This window comes from Mesorhizobium temperatum (assembly GCF_002284575.1).
In the GTDB taxonomy this organism is placed as follows: domain Bacteria; phylum Pseudomonadota; class Alphaproteobacteria; order Rhizobiales; family Rhizobiaceae; genus Mesorhizobium; species Mesorhizobium temperatum.
Map to the genome: position 1 here is coordinate 84,601 of NZ_NPKJ01000077.1, position 13,713 is coordinate 98,313.

Below are 13,713 nucleotides of genomic sequence, written 5' to 3' on the forward strand. Positions count from 1 at the left end.
ATCATCCTTTCACCGCGCCGGCGGCGATGCCACGCACGAAAAGCTTGCCGGAAACGAAATAGACGACGAGCGGTACGAGGCCGGTCAGGATGGTGGCGGCCATGTTGACGTTGTATTCCTTCACGCCTTGCACCGAGTTGACGATGTTGTTGAGCTGCACTGTCATCGGATAGGTGTCGGGGCGGGTGTAGACGACGCCGAACAGGAAGTCGTTCCAAATGCCGGTCACCTGCAGGATGATTGCGACGACGAAGATCGGCAGCGACATCGGCAGCATGATACGGAAATAGATGCCCCAGAAGCCGGCGCCGTCGACGCGCGCCGCCCGGAACAGTTCATCAGGCATGGAAGAAAAATAGTTGCGGAACAACAGAGTCAGGATCGGCATGCCGAAGATGGAATGGACGATCACCAGACCGCTTAAGCTGCCGTAGAGGCCGATTTCGCGCAGGATGATGACGATCGGATAGATCATCACCTGATAGGGGATGAAGGCGCCGACGATCAGGATGACGAAGAAAGTGTCGGCGCCCTTAAAGCGCCAGTTGGCAAGCGCGTAGCCGTTCACCGAAGCGATCGCGATCGACAGGATGACCGACGGAACGGTGATGCGCACCGAATTCCAGAAGCCGCGCGAGAGCCCGTCGCAGTTGAGGCCGGTGCAGGCGCTGGACCAGGCCTTCACCCAAGGCTCAAAGGTGATCTCCAGCGGCGGTGAAAAGATGTTGCCGAGGCGTATCTCCGGCATGCCCTTGAGCGACGTCACCACCATCACATAGAGCGGCAGCAGATAATAGAGCGCCACCACGATGAGCGTGCCATAGAGGAAGATGTTGCGGCGCGAGAATACATGCCGCGGCTTCGGCCCTCGCGGCCCGGATGCCTCAAACCCGATAGAATCCGTACCGGCAGGCAGGGAAACGGCAAGGTCAGACATGCTTCTTGCCTCCGAATTCGAGGTAAGCCCACGGCACGATGACGACCACCACCGACAGCAGCATCATGGTCGAGGCGGCGAAGCCCTGGCCGAGGTTCTGGGCGAAGAACATGTAGTCATAGACATATTTGGCCGGCACTTCGGAGGCGATGCCGGGACCGCCGCTGGTCTGGGCGACAACCAGGTCATAGACCTTGACGATACCGGCAGCGATGATGACAAGCGCGGTGATGAAGACCGGGCGCATCATCGGGATGATGATGAAGAGATAGGTCTTTAGGGTGGGTATCCCGTCCACCCGCGCGGCCTTCCAGATATCCTCGTCGATGCCGCGCAGGCCCGCCAGCATCAGGCACATGATCAGCCCGGTGCCTTGCCAGAGCGCGGCGATCAAGATGCCGTAGATGACGATCTCGGAATTGTAGAGCGGATCGAAGCTGAAGCTTTCCCAGCCGAGGCCGCGCACCACCCCCTGGATTCCGAACTCCGGGTTGAGCAGCCATTGCCAGACAAGACCGGTGACGATGAAAGAAAGCGCGAAGGGGTAGAGGAAGATGGTGCGGAACGTGTCCTCGAAGCGGATCTTCTGGTCGAGCAGCGCCGCCAGTATGAAGCCGATGACGAGAGAGAACACCAGCGACAGCACGCCGTAGACCAGCAGGTTCTCGATCGAGACCAGCCAACGCGGCGTCGACCACAGTCGATAATACTGGTCGAGCCCGACGAAGTTCAGCCGCGGCAGGAGCTTCGAATTGGTGAAGGAATAGAGCACCGTCCAGGCGCTGCCGCCGACGAAGATCACCAGTGCGGTGAGGACCATCGGAATAGAGGCGACCTTGGCGTTGAGGTTGCGGAAGAGTTGGTTGGGGCGTTCGCTCTTGCTCATCTGCGCAGCCGGGCTGGATCGGGTAAGGGCGGGAGGGTCAAGACTTGACCCGGAGCTCCCGGCCCCGCGGTCGCGGGCCGGGAGCGAGCGGTTCGTCGATCGTCAGTCCGCTGAGGCGACGATGTCGGCGAAGCGCTTTTGCGCCTCTTCCACGGTCATGTCCGGCTTGGCGAAGAACTCGGAGAAAAGGTCCTCCTTCTGCTTTTGAGTGTCCTGCGACAGCAGCTGGTCCGTCCAGGGCATGACGCTGCCTTTGGCCAGGATGTCGAGCCCCTTCTTCATGCAGTCGTTCGCCGCCTTGAGGTCGATATCGCCGCGCACCGGCAGCGAGCCCTTCTTGAGGTTGAAGGCGACCTGCGTGTTGGGATCGAGCAGCGTTTCGGCCAGCGCTTCCTGCGCCTTGGACTTTTCAGCGTCCTGCAGCAGCGGGAAGTAGAAGGCGTCGCCGCCGGTGGCGATGACCTCGTTCAGGCCAAGGCCGGGAAGGCACGTATAGTCCTTGCCGGCGGTCTGCCCGGCAACCTGGAACTCGCCCTGCGCCCAGTCGCCCATGATCTGGCCGCCGGCGTTGCCGGAGATGACGAGATTGGTGGCCTGGTTCCAGTCCTGCACATTGGTGTTCTTCGCCATCTTACGGGCATCGTCGGCGGCCTTGAACACCTTCGCGACCTCGGGCCCGGCGGCGAAATCGGCATCCTTGTCGCGATAGACCTTCAAGAAAGCGTCGGTGCCGCCGACCGCCGTGAGCAGTACGTCGAAGGCGCCCGAGGATTGCCAGGGCTGCCCGCCGAGCGCCAGCGGTATGATGCCTGCCTTCTCCAGCGCAGGGGCGGCTGCGACATATTCATTCCAATTCTTCGGCACCGGCACACCGGCCTTTTCGAAGGCCGCGTTCGACAGCCACAGCCACTGCCAGGAGTGAATGTTGACCGGCACGCAATAGATCTTGCCGTCTAGGGTACAGCCGTCGAGCAGGCTCTTCGGCTGTACGATTTCCGCCCACCTGTCCCTGGTGGCGAGATCGGTCAAATCGCGCATCAGACCGGCCTGCACCAATTCTTCCGCTTGCCGGCCGTGGTTGAACTGGGTGGCGCCCATCGGGTCGCCGCCAGTGATGCGGCTGATCATGATCGGCCGCGCCGTGCCGCCGGAGCCGGCGATAGCGCCGTCGACCCAATGATTACCTGTCGCGTCGAACGCCTTGGCGAATTCGGCGACCGCCGCCGCCTCGCCGCCCGAAGTCCACCAATGGGTGACTTCCAGATCCGTCGCTGCCGCCGGGCCGGCGAATGACAGCGCGGTTGTCACCGCCAACGCAGCGGTCATGAATTGGTATCGCATTTCGGCTCCTCCCAGAATCTGAAACGTTACAGATTTTCGATAAGGCAATTGCGTGAGGCGCGCAACCCCGAATAGCAGCGGTTCAACATTATTTCGAGCTGCGGACAAATCTGCCCGTGCAACTACCTTCCATCGCACCGCAGCGAGGTAGGTTGCGCCGCAAAAATGACGGTTGCAATTAACGAAACCCGGCAAAATCCTGCTCCGCAGGCAATCCCTTGCCGACGTCCCAACGACTTTGCGTCGAATGGAGCGTCGCTCGTGCAGGATACCTGTCACCAACCGCTATGCGATGGCAAGTGACAATCTGTAACGTTTCAGTATATAGGGTGTTCATCAGGCGGAGAGTCGCAGGCGAGCCGCAATCCGCCGATTGCCGGCCTGCACGGCAACTGCTATGCGCCTGACGGGCGGGATGAATGGACAGAGATCAGACGGAAAAGGACGACGAGGCGTCGGGACAGGGCCGGCCGACGCTGAAGACGCTTGCCTTCATGACCGGGCTGGGCGTCACCACCGTGTCGCGGGCGTTGAAGGACGCGCCTGAAATCGGCGCCGAGACCAGGCGACGCGTCCAGCTCGTCGCCAAACAGATTGGCTACCGGCCAAACCGTGCCGGTGTGCGCCTGCGGACCGGCAAGACCAACGTCATCAGCCTCGTGCTCAACACCGAGCGCGAGATTATGAGCTTTGTCTCGGACATCATCTACGGCGTCTCGGAAGTCATCGCTGATACCCCCTATCATTTGATCGTGACGCCCTACTCACGTTCGCAGGATCCCCTGGACCCGATACGCTATCTGGTGGAAACCGGCTCCGCCGACGGCGTCATCATTTCGCGCACCCAGCCGAATGATCCCAGGGCCCGTTACATGCTGGAGCGTGGTATCCCCTTTGCCACGCATGGCCGCACCGATATGGGGCTGATCCACCCCTATCATGACTTCGACAATTATGCGTTCGCGACCGAGGCTGTGCGCCACCTGGCCGGCATCGGCCGCCGCAGGCTGGCTCTGCTGGCGCCTCCAGTCGAGCTGACCTACCACAGTCATACGCTGAACGGCTTCACCGATGCGCTGAGCGAGGTCGGCGCCAGCGAGATCCCGTTCAACACCGTTTCGGTCGACCATTCGATCGAGCAGATCAGGATGAGGACCGCGCAGCTGATGCGCCGCGACGTCAGGCCGGACGGTTTCGTCAGCAGTGCCGCTGCCGCGACACTCGCCATCGTCGCCGGCATCGAGGACGCCGGCCTCAAGCTCGGCCGGGACGTCGACGTGGTGTCCAAGCAGTCGTCCGACCTGCTGCACCTGTTCCGCAGGGAATTGCTGGTGGTCAACGAGAACTTCCGGCTGGCCGGCGCGGAGCTCGCCCGCTCAGTGTTGGGCTGGATCGGCGGTGCAACACCTGGCTCCTTGCAGAGCCTGAGCAAGCCGACCGGGGTTCTGGCCTATCGCCCTCCCGACTAGAGCGGATACGTTCAAATTGAACTGGGCATCCCGCTCCATCTATTTGTCTTAGCCGCATTTCTGCGACGCCAAGTGATTCCACTTGGCTGCAAATGCGCGCTGCTGACTGGCAGCCTTGGTGAGGGTTTTTCGATGCGGGCCGCCGCACGAGGATTGGGGCTGGATCGACATCGGCCCGCGTTGAATAACCTTCACCTAGTCGGTCATCTGATGGAGGCCCCAGAGCCCCCAAAGGGGGACGATCGACAGCTTTTTGAGGTGAGCGTAACGAGATTCGTCAACGGGCGGATCCCGAAAGACGGCACCGACCCGAGAACAGTAGCTTTATCATTTTTTGAATCCTGCGCGGTAAGGTTCCGCGCATGTGGTTGAAGACTTACTTGATCATCACCGGCGTCGGCGCGTTCGCGGCGCTGACAATGCCATGGCTGGTCATCATCGGCAGTTTCCTGATCATCCCGGGGCTCATCCTCGCGTCGATGCCAACGGCCTTCATGTATGGCGTCGCCTTCGCCCTGTTCCGCTTGCTGCTCGGACGTTTCCTTTCAGGGGTTCCTCTGAACGTCATGTCGGGCGCCGCGACGCTGGCACTGTTCTGGACCATCCCCCAGCCAGGCCTCACCTGGGCGAGGGGCATGCTAGCCAGCCTGAAGGAGCCGGACATTCAGTCGAGCGCACCGATTGCGCTCAAGGGCGACATTCTCCTTGCCCGCCCGTTCGAGGGCCGTTGCGATGCATTGTGCGCGGCCTTGCTCAAGACCCCGGGCATCACTTCGGTCCGCGTCCAGACCCTTCGCGGTCATTCCAATACCTATCGCGTCGTGCCGGACTCGACGCTCGGCAAACGAAGCACCGTCATCGGGCATGGTCTGCTGGAAGAGCGGCGCTACGATGCCTCCGATCCGCTCGCCCCTCAGCGCGCGCTGGAAGCCGAATGGAACCTGATGATGTCAGAGGGAAAGGCGCTGCTGCAAAGCGACGACGCCCCCGAACCCGGCTTCACCATCGCGATCGAGGACGGCCCTGCCGTGCCCGATTCCAAGCCCCGATCGGGACGGGTGGATTGGTCGCTCGAACCCTCCGCACCCCACCGCAAGGCGCTCACCATCACCGACGCCGGTGAACAGGTGCTGCTGCGGCAGTCGATCCTGTCGATCTTTGCCCCGGCGGCGCCGTTGCTGATCGGGACTTCGGGCGGGATCGAGAACTTCCGGTTCGGCTGGGCGCGTCGGCGGCTCGGTGACGGAAGGATGTACGCCGAGGTTCCGGTCAACCGGCTGCTACTCGACCACACCAGCGTTTCGCGCGGCGTGAATATGGAAGTGGCGAAAACGAGAACGCGCGAGGAACTTGCCAGAGCGCTCGACGATCCGCGTAAGCCGGTGAACGATCCCGTGTTCGCGCTCGCCAATCAGTGGATGGACTCGTTCCGCGCGAACGACCAGCCGCTCGGCGAGAGCGACCGGCGTCTGCTGGTTCGCATCTTGGAGGACCCGCGGGTGCGATCCTCAGACGGGCTGTGGGCGATCATCAAACAGGTCGATGGCGACTCCGCCGATCTGCGGCGGCTCGCCGCCCGCCGCTACCTCGCGGCCACCGACAAGAAGGAGGCGCGCCACTGGATCAATGCCCTGGCCGGCCTCCCTGTAGGTGCATACGCCGATCCTCTGCCGGAAGAGCGCGCGATTCTCGCAGATCCGGCGGTCAGCCGCTTTGCAACCGGCCTGATCAAGCGCCAGGGCGACCGCGGCGTCGATGCCGTGCCCGACCTGTTGCGGCTGCTGCGCGAGTACTCCGTCTACGATCCGGGCAAGTATGGCTTCAGCGACCTGACCGCGGCTACCGATGCCGTGCGAAGCGGCTTTCGCCGCATTGGCCCTGCGGCCTCTTTCGCGCGGCCTGAGATCGAGCAGCTCCTGGCTTCGCCGGGTCTGGAGTACCGCTACAAGACGCTCGGCCAGGAAGAATGGGACACGCTGCTGGTCGTCCTCGGGAAGCCTGTCGAAACGCTTACCAAGCCGGAAAACCGACGTGGAACCGACGCGAGGTACCGCGAGCGCGTCGCTCAACGGGCCGCCAGGCCTTACGATCCGCGCCGGGATTGATCGCCGAAACGGAAGAAGAATCTTCGGGGAAAGAGCTACGTCCGGCGACAGGATGGATGATGGGCTGGCCCGTTGGTGTCGCGCGGTCTGAATGTCCGGATCGTTTTCAGTGTCGATCAATAGCTGCCATTCCGCTTTCCACCAAAGTCGGATCGAGGGTAGAGAACTGCTCCGGCTGGAAGCGGTCATTCAGCACTGCCGAACGACCGCCCCCAACGTCAGATCTCAGTCCGCTCGGCAAGCACAAGCGCGTCCTCGATATCGACGCCAAGATAACGGACAGTGTTCTCGATCTTGGTGTGTCCAAGCAGGATCTGCACAGCGCGCAGGTTGCCGGTGGCTTTGTAAATCATCGACGCCTTCGTGCGTCGCAGCGAATGCGTTCCATATTCCTGGCGCCGCAGTCCAATCGCGCTGACCCATTCATCGACAAGGCGAGCATACTGTCTTGTACTCATGTGGTTTGCCTGAACAACCCGGCTCGGGAACGCATGGTCGTTGATCGTGCCGCCGCGGCGTTCGAGCCAAGCGAGCAAGCTCGCGCGTACGTCACTTGTAAGGTTCGAACTGCACCGGTCGGCCTGTCTTTTGCTGCACGACGATCGCACGCGTGCGGATTTCCGGGCCAGCGACCAGGTCACCAATCTTGATCTTCACCAGATCGCATCCGCGCAGCTTGCCGTCGATCGCCAAGTCGAACAGCGCTCGGTCGCGAAGCCGTCCTTCGCGATCTAGAAAGAAGCGAATCGCCCATATCTGTTTCTGGGTGAGTGGCCGCTTCGTCCCTACCGTCTTTCCTATATTCCATGGTGCGCGACCGTGTGTGGCGGGATCAAATCGAGAGTAACCCATCGTGTTTCTCCTCGGCCTTGATTGGCCACTCGAGAAACGAGAGATCAAGGCAGAAGGGGGGCCGGGAACTGCCGGTCTGCTTTGCAGCAGCAGATTGCTGAAAGGAGACCATTCGGTTCGCCGCCACTTGAGTAGGCGCCTAAGCGCTGGCCAGGAATGGCACTCATGCTGGCCGACGGTCAGTTGCCCCGTCCATCCAGAACAACATAACCCTCGCCTTTATCTGGTAGGCGGCCTTTTGCTGACGCGACCCTAGGGTGATCGATCGATGCGTCTTCTGTTATCGATGAGACGTACGCTTTCAGGTGTGTCGAAAGCGACCATTTCAAAGACAAACTTCGTGTGACGGGTTACAGTTGACCTTGACAACGATTCATTAAGGTAAGGCAGATCGCAATGCGGGACTCAGCGCTAGGCAAACTCAGAAATGGCGATGCCACTCGCTGGACCAACATCGCCGCCGCCGAATTGCGCTCCGCTGAGAAGCTGCAAGAGTTGGCCAACATGATCGGAGATTTGCTTCCGACCGACGAAGGCAGTTTCGTCGTGTTCGGGTCGATGGCCCGACGGGAGTTCACACTCGACAGCGATCTCGACTGGACAATCCTTATCGATGGGCGCGCAGACTCTCTGCACCTTCAGTTGGTTCACCAACTGCGGAAAAGGCTGGAAGAGGCTAAGTTCAAAGTGCCGGGCCCCACAGAAGTATTTGGGGGCCTAATCTTCAGCCACGATCTGGTTCACGCGGTCGGCGGGGATGAGGATACAAACAAGAACATGACACGACGGCTCCTCCTCCTGCTGGAGTCGGCCGCAGTGGACGCCCCGGGTAGCCGCGAAGTGCGCAGCCGGATCGTAAACGCCATCTTGAGCCGCTACGTCCAGGAAGATGCCAGCTTCATCGGGTCTAATACGCGTGCCGACAGGATACCTCGTTTCCTACTAAACGATGTTGTGCGTTTCTGGCGCACTATGGCAGTCGATTACGCCAACAAAATATCGTGCCAGGGCCGGTGATAAATGGGCCCTCCGGAACATCAAGCTCCGCATGTCGCGCAAGCTTCTGTTCGTGTCCGGTTTCTTCATGTGCATCTCTTGGGCACTCAGGGAGCAAGGTGGTGAGGATGAATCCTTCGTCACGCAGAACCTAGTTGATCACTTGAAGGATTGGACGGAAACGACGCCACTTGAGTCTTTGGCGACGGTGGTCTCTCGATATGCGCCGTCTCTCGCTCCCGACATATTCAACAACTACGACACCTTTCTCGCCCTGCTCAACAACGATGAGAAGCGAAAGGGGCTCGAAAAATTGTCGCCGGACGAGGCCTATGAAGATGCTGTATTCCTTGAAGCGCGAAACGTGGCCGTCAAATTCGATGCGGCTCTGACCGAGCTCATGTTCGATTCCGATGATAGCGTTACGCAGTTGGTTAAAAAGTACGGAGTGTTCTGATGGCTGTAATCGGGTTTTCGACCGGCGCGATCGCGTTGGATGATTTCGCGACCGCTTTGCAGCTGCTCGCTCCTACGCGGGCTAAGGCAGTGGAATTGTCGGCATTGCGCGCAGCCGAACTACCGGCGCTCTTGGCGGCGCTTCCAGTTCGCCTCGTGGAGCTGCGACACCGCTACGAGTACATTAGTTTTCATGCACCAACGAACTTCAATCAAGAAAACGACCTGGTCGATCAGCTGAAGATCATTGCGGACATGGGGCTGAACATCGTCGTGCATCCCGATACGATCCACGACACCTCTGCTTGGAGGTCGCTTGGCGCGCGCCTTTGTATCGAAAACATGGACTCGCGCAAACCAACGGGCCGCACGGCCGACGAACTTCAGCACTACTTCGACCAACTTCCAGAAGCGAGATTGTGCTTCGACGTCGCACATGCTCGACAGGTCGACTCCTCCATGACGGAGGCGGTCCGTATTCTGCAACGCTTCGACGACCGCTTGGCTCAGGTGCATATCAGTGAGGTCAACAGCAAGGGACGTCACTTTGCGATGTCGTTCGCCGCCAAGCGCGCTTACGAACCCCTTGCCGCTCGGCTGTCGCGGGTACCAGTGATCATTGAGTCAATGGTCGAGCGGGAAGAGATTGTGCACGAAATTTCTGAAACGGAGAAGGTGTTGAACTTCGAGCGTCGTCTAACTGTGCATGGCTCCATAACGGCGGGGCGCATGGTCGGCTCCGTTCATCGCCCAGAATAGATTGGGGTTAGCTATCTGCGCGTTTTAGCCTTTAGTGGCATGAGCCCACTTTGCCATAGCTTGTGCGCCTATACGGCTCCTTTGCAGGACGGATGCCTGAAGCTCTTAGGGTCTGCCGGAGTCGAAAGGAACCGGGTCAACATTCGCGCGCTTTGCAGACTTGGCCAAACTGATAGCGCGGAAAAAAAGCGCGCCTCTCCTTTATGAAGATTCTTCACTTTAAGAAACGTACAACCCTTGGCTGATTCAAAGCCCTTCTTCCCTCAATGATCCATATTCGCTAGAACTCAGCCGCGGGGGAGACGTGCACAACAGTGGTACCACCAGCTTTGAACCTTTGAGCGTGCCAACGCCTTGGCCGAATGCTAACGCGCGGCTTCTGGGTTTGGGTGTCGGTCTACCAGTGCATCCCTTGGACCGCCTAGCTCAGTTCAGCCCATCGGATTTCGAACGATTTACCCTGGAATGGGCGTCTGACTACATCGCGAACAAACTGGTCGGGGTATACGAGGTTCAACAGCGAGGGGGCTCGGGAGATAAGGGCCGGGACGTAATCGTTTGGTTCGACTCGCCATCCGCAAAACCTCGCCGGTGGAGACTGTATCAATGCAAGCACTACGGTGCCCGTCTTGGAGAGGGTGTGGCCGCTGCGGAAATCGGGAAGGTTCTCCACTACACCATAAAGGGCGACTATTCTGCTCCAGAGGAATATTGGTTTGTCACCCACGCCGGTGTTACCTCAGACTTCCAGGACCTCTTGGATAACCCAGAAGCCTTGCGCGCCTACATACTCGCCGAATGGGATCAACGGTGCGCTACGAAAATCATCAAGGGAACAGTGCCGCTCGATGCTGCGATGAAGGCCCATATCGGGACGTTTGATTTCTCAACCTTCAGGGCGAAGCAGCCTCTTGATTTGCTCAACGAGCACGAGAAAACGCGCTATCATCTGACCGTTTTTGGAGCGCCTCTAATTGAGAGGCCGCCGCCTCCAAAGCCTCCCTCGGCTGTTGCAGCCGGGGAAGCGGAATACGTGCAGCAGCTTTTTCTTGCGATCGGTGAGGCGGTGGGAAAAGAGGTTGCCGACAGGTCGGAATTTGCGCATCTGTCCGTTCACGCGAAGCTGTTTGACCGCTCCAGAGTGACATTTTATTGCGCGGAGAATCTCAAGGAATTGGCACGTGACCAGATGGCGGACGTCGCATTTTTTGAAACACTTCTGGATGAGTTTTCAAACGGTCTCTATCACGATTACAATGCCGCTGGACTGACGGGACTTCAGCGGCTCTCGGCGACCGTTAAGGCTGCTCAACAACTGCAGCTTGGTGGACATGTGCTTGCGCCTCATGTCGTCGCCAATGACCGAGAGGGGATGTGTCATCAGCTTGCAAATGAGAGGCGGGTGACATGGTCTCAGTCGTGAATCCTCATGTTGAAGGCTCTAGGCCCAGCCGCCCGTTCAATTCGCCGATGGAATGCGGCCTTCGTATGCTGTTTGTCCTGGAGGCAAGCAGCGGGAGGCCAGCTGATTTGCAACGCCTCATTTCCTACGACTACCTGCTGGTGCATTCCGGCGATGTCGCAGGCGGCCCGGAGAGCCTACACCCGTCTGTCCCGTACAGAGGCTCCGAGCTGCTCGTTAAGCGCGAGGTGCTGAGCGCGGGACTCAATCAGATGTTTGCGCGGGAGCTCATTGCGAAGACATTCGATATTTCGGGCATCCTCTATGTTGCAACTGAGCTGACGTCTGCTTTCATTGCGCTGCTGAAAACGCGCTACGCGAATGACCTGCGCCAACGATCGACTTGGGTGATCGATAAGTTCGGCGGCATGCCGGATGCCGAGCTGGATTCTTTTATGTCTTCCAATGTCGGCCGGTGGGGTGCTGAATTTGAGCGCTTGGCCGCAATCAAAGACTTGGAGCTTTAGATGCTGCGGGTTCGATCCATCAGATTGACGGGAAAAGGAGTCGGTGACGCGGTTGTCGAATTCCACGACAAGGCAAACATACTCGCGGGCGATTCAGACACCGGCAAGAGCTACCTCGTGCATTTGCTTGACTATGTGTTTGGAGCCGATGAGCTTAACAAACGCATTGATGAAGCCGAGCCGTACGCGCAACTCTTCGTCGAGTTCGAAAACACGGAAGGCAAATTCATTACCCTAGAGCGACACCTTTCTGGCGGCAACCTCATGCTTCACTCCGGCAAGTTTGCCGATAGAGAGGAAGATAAAGGTGAGATTATTGCACCTAAGCGGTCGGGAACGAGCAAGGCGAAGGACGTAACCGAGGTTCTATTCAACTTCGCTGGGATTGCCGAGGCGCGGCTCCGTCGCAACGAAGCCGGAAACACAAACCGACTGACGATAAGAACTTTGCTGCCTCTCTTTCTCGTCGATGAGGTCTCTATGATCGACGAGCGATCGCCAGTGCTCGGCCGCGGTGGATTCGATACGACTCCCCGAAAACGCGCTTTCGCCTATCTGCTTACAGGCAAGGATGATGAAGGGATCATAGCAAGAGAGAAGAAGGAAATCGTGAACGCGAAGCTCACGGCTCAGCTATCGCTCATCTCGGACTTGCTGAAGCCCATCGAACAACGGATTCAAAAGAGGCCGTCCGATGAAGCTGATGAGGGGATAGAGAAGGTTGATGAAGCTATCTCGTCGTTGTCTAGGTCTCTTTCCGAACATTCGACCGAGAGAAAAGAGCTTGAGGAGCAACGCCGTACCGCATTCACGTCTGCTCAGCGAGCGGAATCGCAAGTGGTCGCGATTGACGAACTGATAAAACAGTATGGGCTCTTGGATGAGCGCTACAGGACCGATCTGGAGCGCTTAGACTTTATTGCGGAAGGCGCTTATTTTTTCGACGGTCTGCAAGAGGTCCGCTGTCCGTTGTGTGACCAACTGATGTCACCTGGTCACGTTCACAAAGCATCCGAGCAAAGCACCGCTATTTACTTAGCAGCACGCGCCGAAGCTGCAAAAATTCTCGCCCACCGCCAAGATTTAAAAGAGACGATCGAAACTGTCACGCAGCTCCGCGAAACGCGGGTTGGAGAGCAGACGGACGCCCAGAACGAGATAAGAAGAGCCGACACGAGGATTGGAACGATCCTGGCACCCACTGTCCAGGATGGCAGCTCGCGATTGGACCGCTTGGTTGCTCGCCGCGTGCAGCTTGAGGCCATGCAGAACGACGATACTCAGGCCACTTATCTGCGGCAATTGAGAGAGCAGATCGAAACTGCCACTGGCGGCGAAGCGGGCGCTTCTACGCAAAAGTGGGAAGCTCTTCCTTCCGCTGCCCTCCTGAAATTTAGCCGAGAGGTGGAAGCGGTTCTCAAGGAGTGGAATTGGGAAGGCGAGGGTCGCGTTGAGTTCGATGAAGCTGCATTCGACATCAAGGTTGACGGACAGGCCCGGCAGTCCCACGGCAAAGGGGTTCGGGCGATCCTTTACGCCGCATTTGTGATAGCTCTGCTGCGCTATTGCCAAGACAACGGCCGCCCACACCTAGGCACTGTGATCATTGATTCACCCCTGACGAGCTATAAGAAAAAGGGCAAGGCGGTCAGTGAGGATGAGCGCATCAATGCAGGTATCGAAGCCGCATTCTGGGAATCCCTGCGCAACGTGAAAAGCGGCATCCAAATCATCGTAATTGAGAACAAGGAGCCACCACCGGACGTGGCGCATGCGGTGCATTACGAACGGTTCGCTGGAAAAGAGGCTGAGCCCGGAGAGCGGGTGGGTTTCATACCGCAATAGCCTCCTTGGCAGGAGCGGACAGCCGGACATCCACGGCGTTCGGTGCCTAGGGGACGCAGTCGGCCGTGAACTATCCGCAAACCGTTGATCTGGCATCCTGATTAGGGCGGAGGTCGGCTTTGGAATTGCAGGATTTGC

At 59.0% G+C, this 13,713-nt stretch carries 11 protein-coding genes and 1 pseudogene; 8 read left to right on the forward strand and 4 right to left on the reverse strand.

What is annotated here, in order from left to right; genetic code table 11:
• Nucleotide 1: 1 nt before the first annotated feature.
• The 3 genes from CIT26_RS35420 to CIT26_RS35430 all read right to left on the reverse strand — a co-directional run bounded on the left by CIT26_RS35420 (nucleotide 2) and on the right by CIT26_RS35430 (nucleotide 3,164).
• Nucleotides 2-937 carry a carbohydrate ABC transporter permease gene (locus CIT26_RS35420; protein WP_095496895.1) on the reverse strand — a complete coding sequence of 312 codons (936 nt, stop codon included), beginning with the start codon at nucleotides 935-937 and terminating at the stop codon, nucleotides 2-4.
• A complete protein-coding gene (locus tag CIT26_RS35425; RefSeq protein ID WP_095496896.1) occupies nucleotides 930-1,823 on the reverse strand; it encodes a carbohydrate ABC transporter permease in 894 nt (297 codons plus the stop codon). Before CIT26_RS35425 ends, CIT26_RS35420 begins: the two co-directional genes overlap by 8 nt.
• 102 nt (nucleotides 1,824-1,925) lie before the next feature.
• The gene (locus tag CIT26_RS35430; RefSeq protein ID WP_095496897.1) at nucleotides 1,926-3,164 is read right to left on the reverse strand and encodes an ABC transporter substrate-binding protein; all 1,239 of its coding nucleotides are present in this window, start codon (nucleotides 3,162-3,164) and stop codon (nucleotides 1,926-1,928) included.
• 419 nt (nucleotides 3,165-3,583) lie between these two features.
• Between CIT26_RS35430 and CIT26_RS35435 the strand changes: the two genes are divergently transcribed.
• Both CIT26_RS35435 and CIT26_RS35440 read left to right on the forward strand, forming a co-directional pair.
• Nucleotides 3,584-4,633: a LacI family transcriptional regulator gene (locus CIT26_RS35435; RefSeq protein ID WP_095496898.1), complete on the forward strand. Its 1,050-nt coding sequence runs from the start codon at nucleotides 3,584-3,586 to the stop codon at nucleotides 4,631-4,633.
• Nucleotides 4,634-4,995: 362 nt separating this feature from the next.
• Entirely contained in the window at nucleotides 4,996-6,738 is a 1,743-nt protein-coding gene (locus tag CIT26_RS35440; RefSeq protein WP_143747982.1) for a hypothetical protein, read from the forward strand.
• A gap of 218 nt (nucleotides 6,739-6,956) precedes the next feature.
• On the opposite strand, the pseudogene CIT26_RS35445 reads toward CIT26_RS35440, so the two are convergent.
• Nucleotides 6,957-7,590, reverse strand: a pseudogene (locus CIT26_RS35445) (tyrosine-type recombinase/integrase).
• Between the two features lie 396 nt (nucleotides 7,591-7,986).
• Here CIT26_RS35445 and CIT26_RS35450 point away from each other — a divergent pair.
• The 6 genes from CIT26_RS35450 (at nucleotide 7,987) to CIT26_RS35475 (ending at nucleotide 13,575) form a co-directional block, all read left to right on the forward strand.
• Nucleotides 7,987-8,607 (forward strand): DUF294 nucleotidyltransferase-like domain-containing protein, encoded by a 621-nt coding sequence (locus CIT26_RS35450; protein WP_095496901.1) that lies wholly within the window; start codon nucleotides 7,987-7,989, stop codon nucleotides 8,605-8,607.
• A 31-nt stretch (nucleotides 8,608-8,638) separates the two neighbouring features.
• Nucleotides 8,639-9,043 carry a hypothetical protein gene (locus CIT26_RS35455; protein ID WP_095496902.1) on the forward strand — a complete coding sequence of 135 codons (405 nt, stop codon included), beginning with the start codon at nucleotides 8,639-8,641 and terminating at the stop codon, nucleotides 9,041-9,043.
• Nucleotides 9,043-9,801: an apurinic/apyrimidinic endonuclease family protein gene (locus CIT26_RS35460; protein ID WP_095496903.1), complete on the forward strand. Its 759-nt coding sequence runs from the start codon at nucleotides 9,043-9,045 to the stop codon at nucleotides 9,799-9,801. Before CIT26_RS35455 ends, CIT26_RS35460 begins: the two co-directional genes overlap by 1 nt.
• 640 nt (nucleotides 9,802-10,441) lie before the next feature.
• On the forward strand, nucleotides 10,442-11,224 hold the full coding sequence (locus tag CIT26_RS35465; RefSeq protein ID WP_245319678.1) for an ABC-three component system protein: 783 nt from the start codon (nucleotides 10,442-10,444) through the stop codon (nucleotides 11,222-11,224).
• Nucleotides 11,209-11,730 carry an ABC-three component system middle component 2 gene (locus CIT26_RS35470; RefSeq protein ID WP_206072851.1) on the forward strand — a complete coding sequence of 174 codons (522 nt, stop codon included), beginning with the start codon at nucleotides 11,209-11,211 and terminating at the stop codon, nucleotides 11,728-11,730. The genes CIT26_RS35465 and CIT26_RS35470 overlap by 16 nt, the downstream gene beginning before the upstream one ends.
• The gene (locus CIT26_RS35475; RefSeq protein WP_095496904.1) at nucleotides 11,731-13,575 is read left to right on the forward strand and encodes a coiled-coil domain-containing protein; all 1,845 of its coding nucleotides are present in this window, start codon (nucleotides 11,731-11,733) and stop codon (nucleotides 13,573-13,575) included.
• Nucleotides 13,576-13,713: the final 138 nt, after the last annotated feature.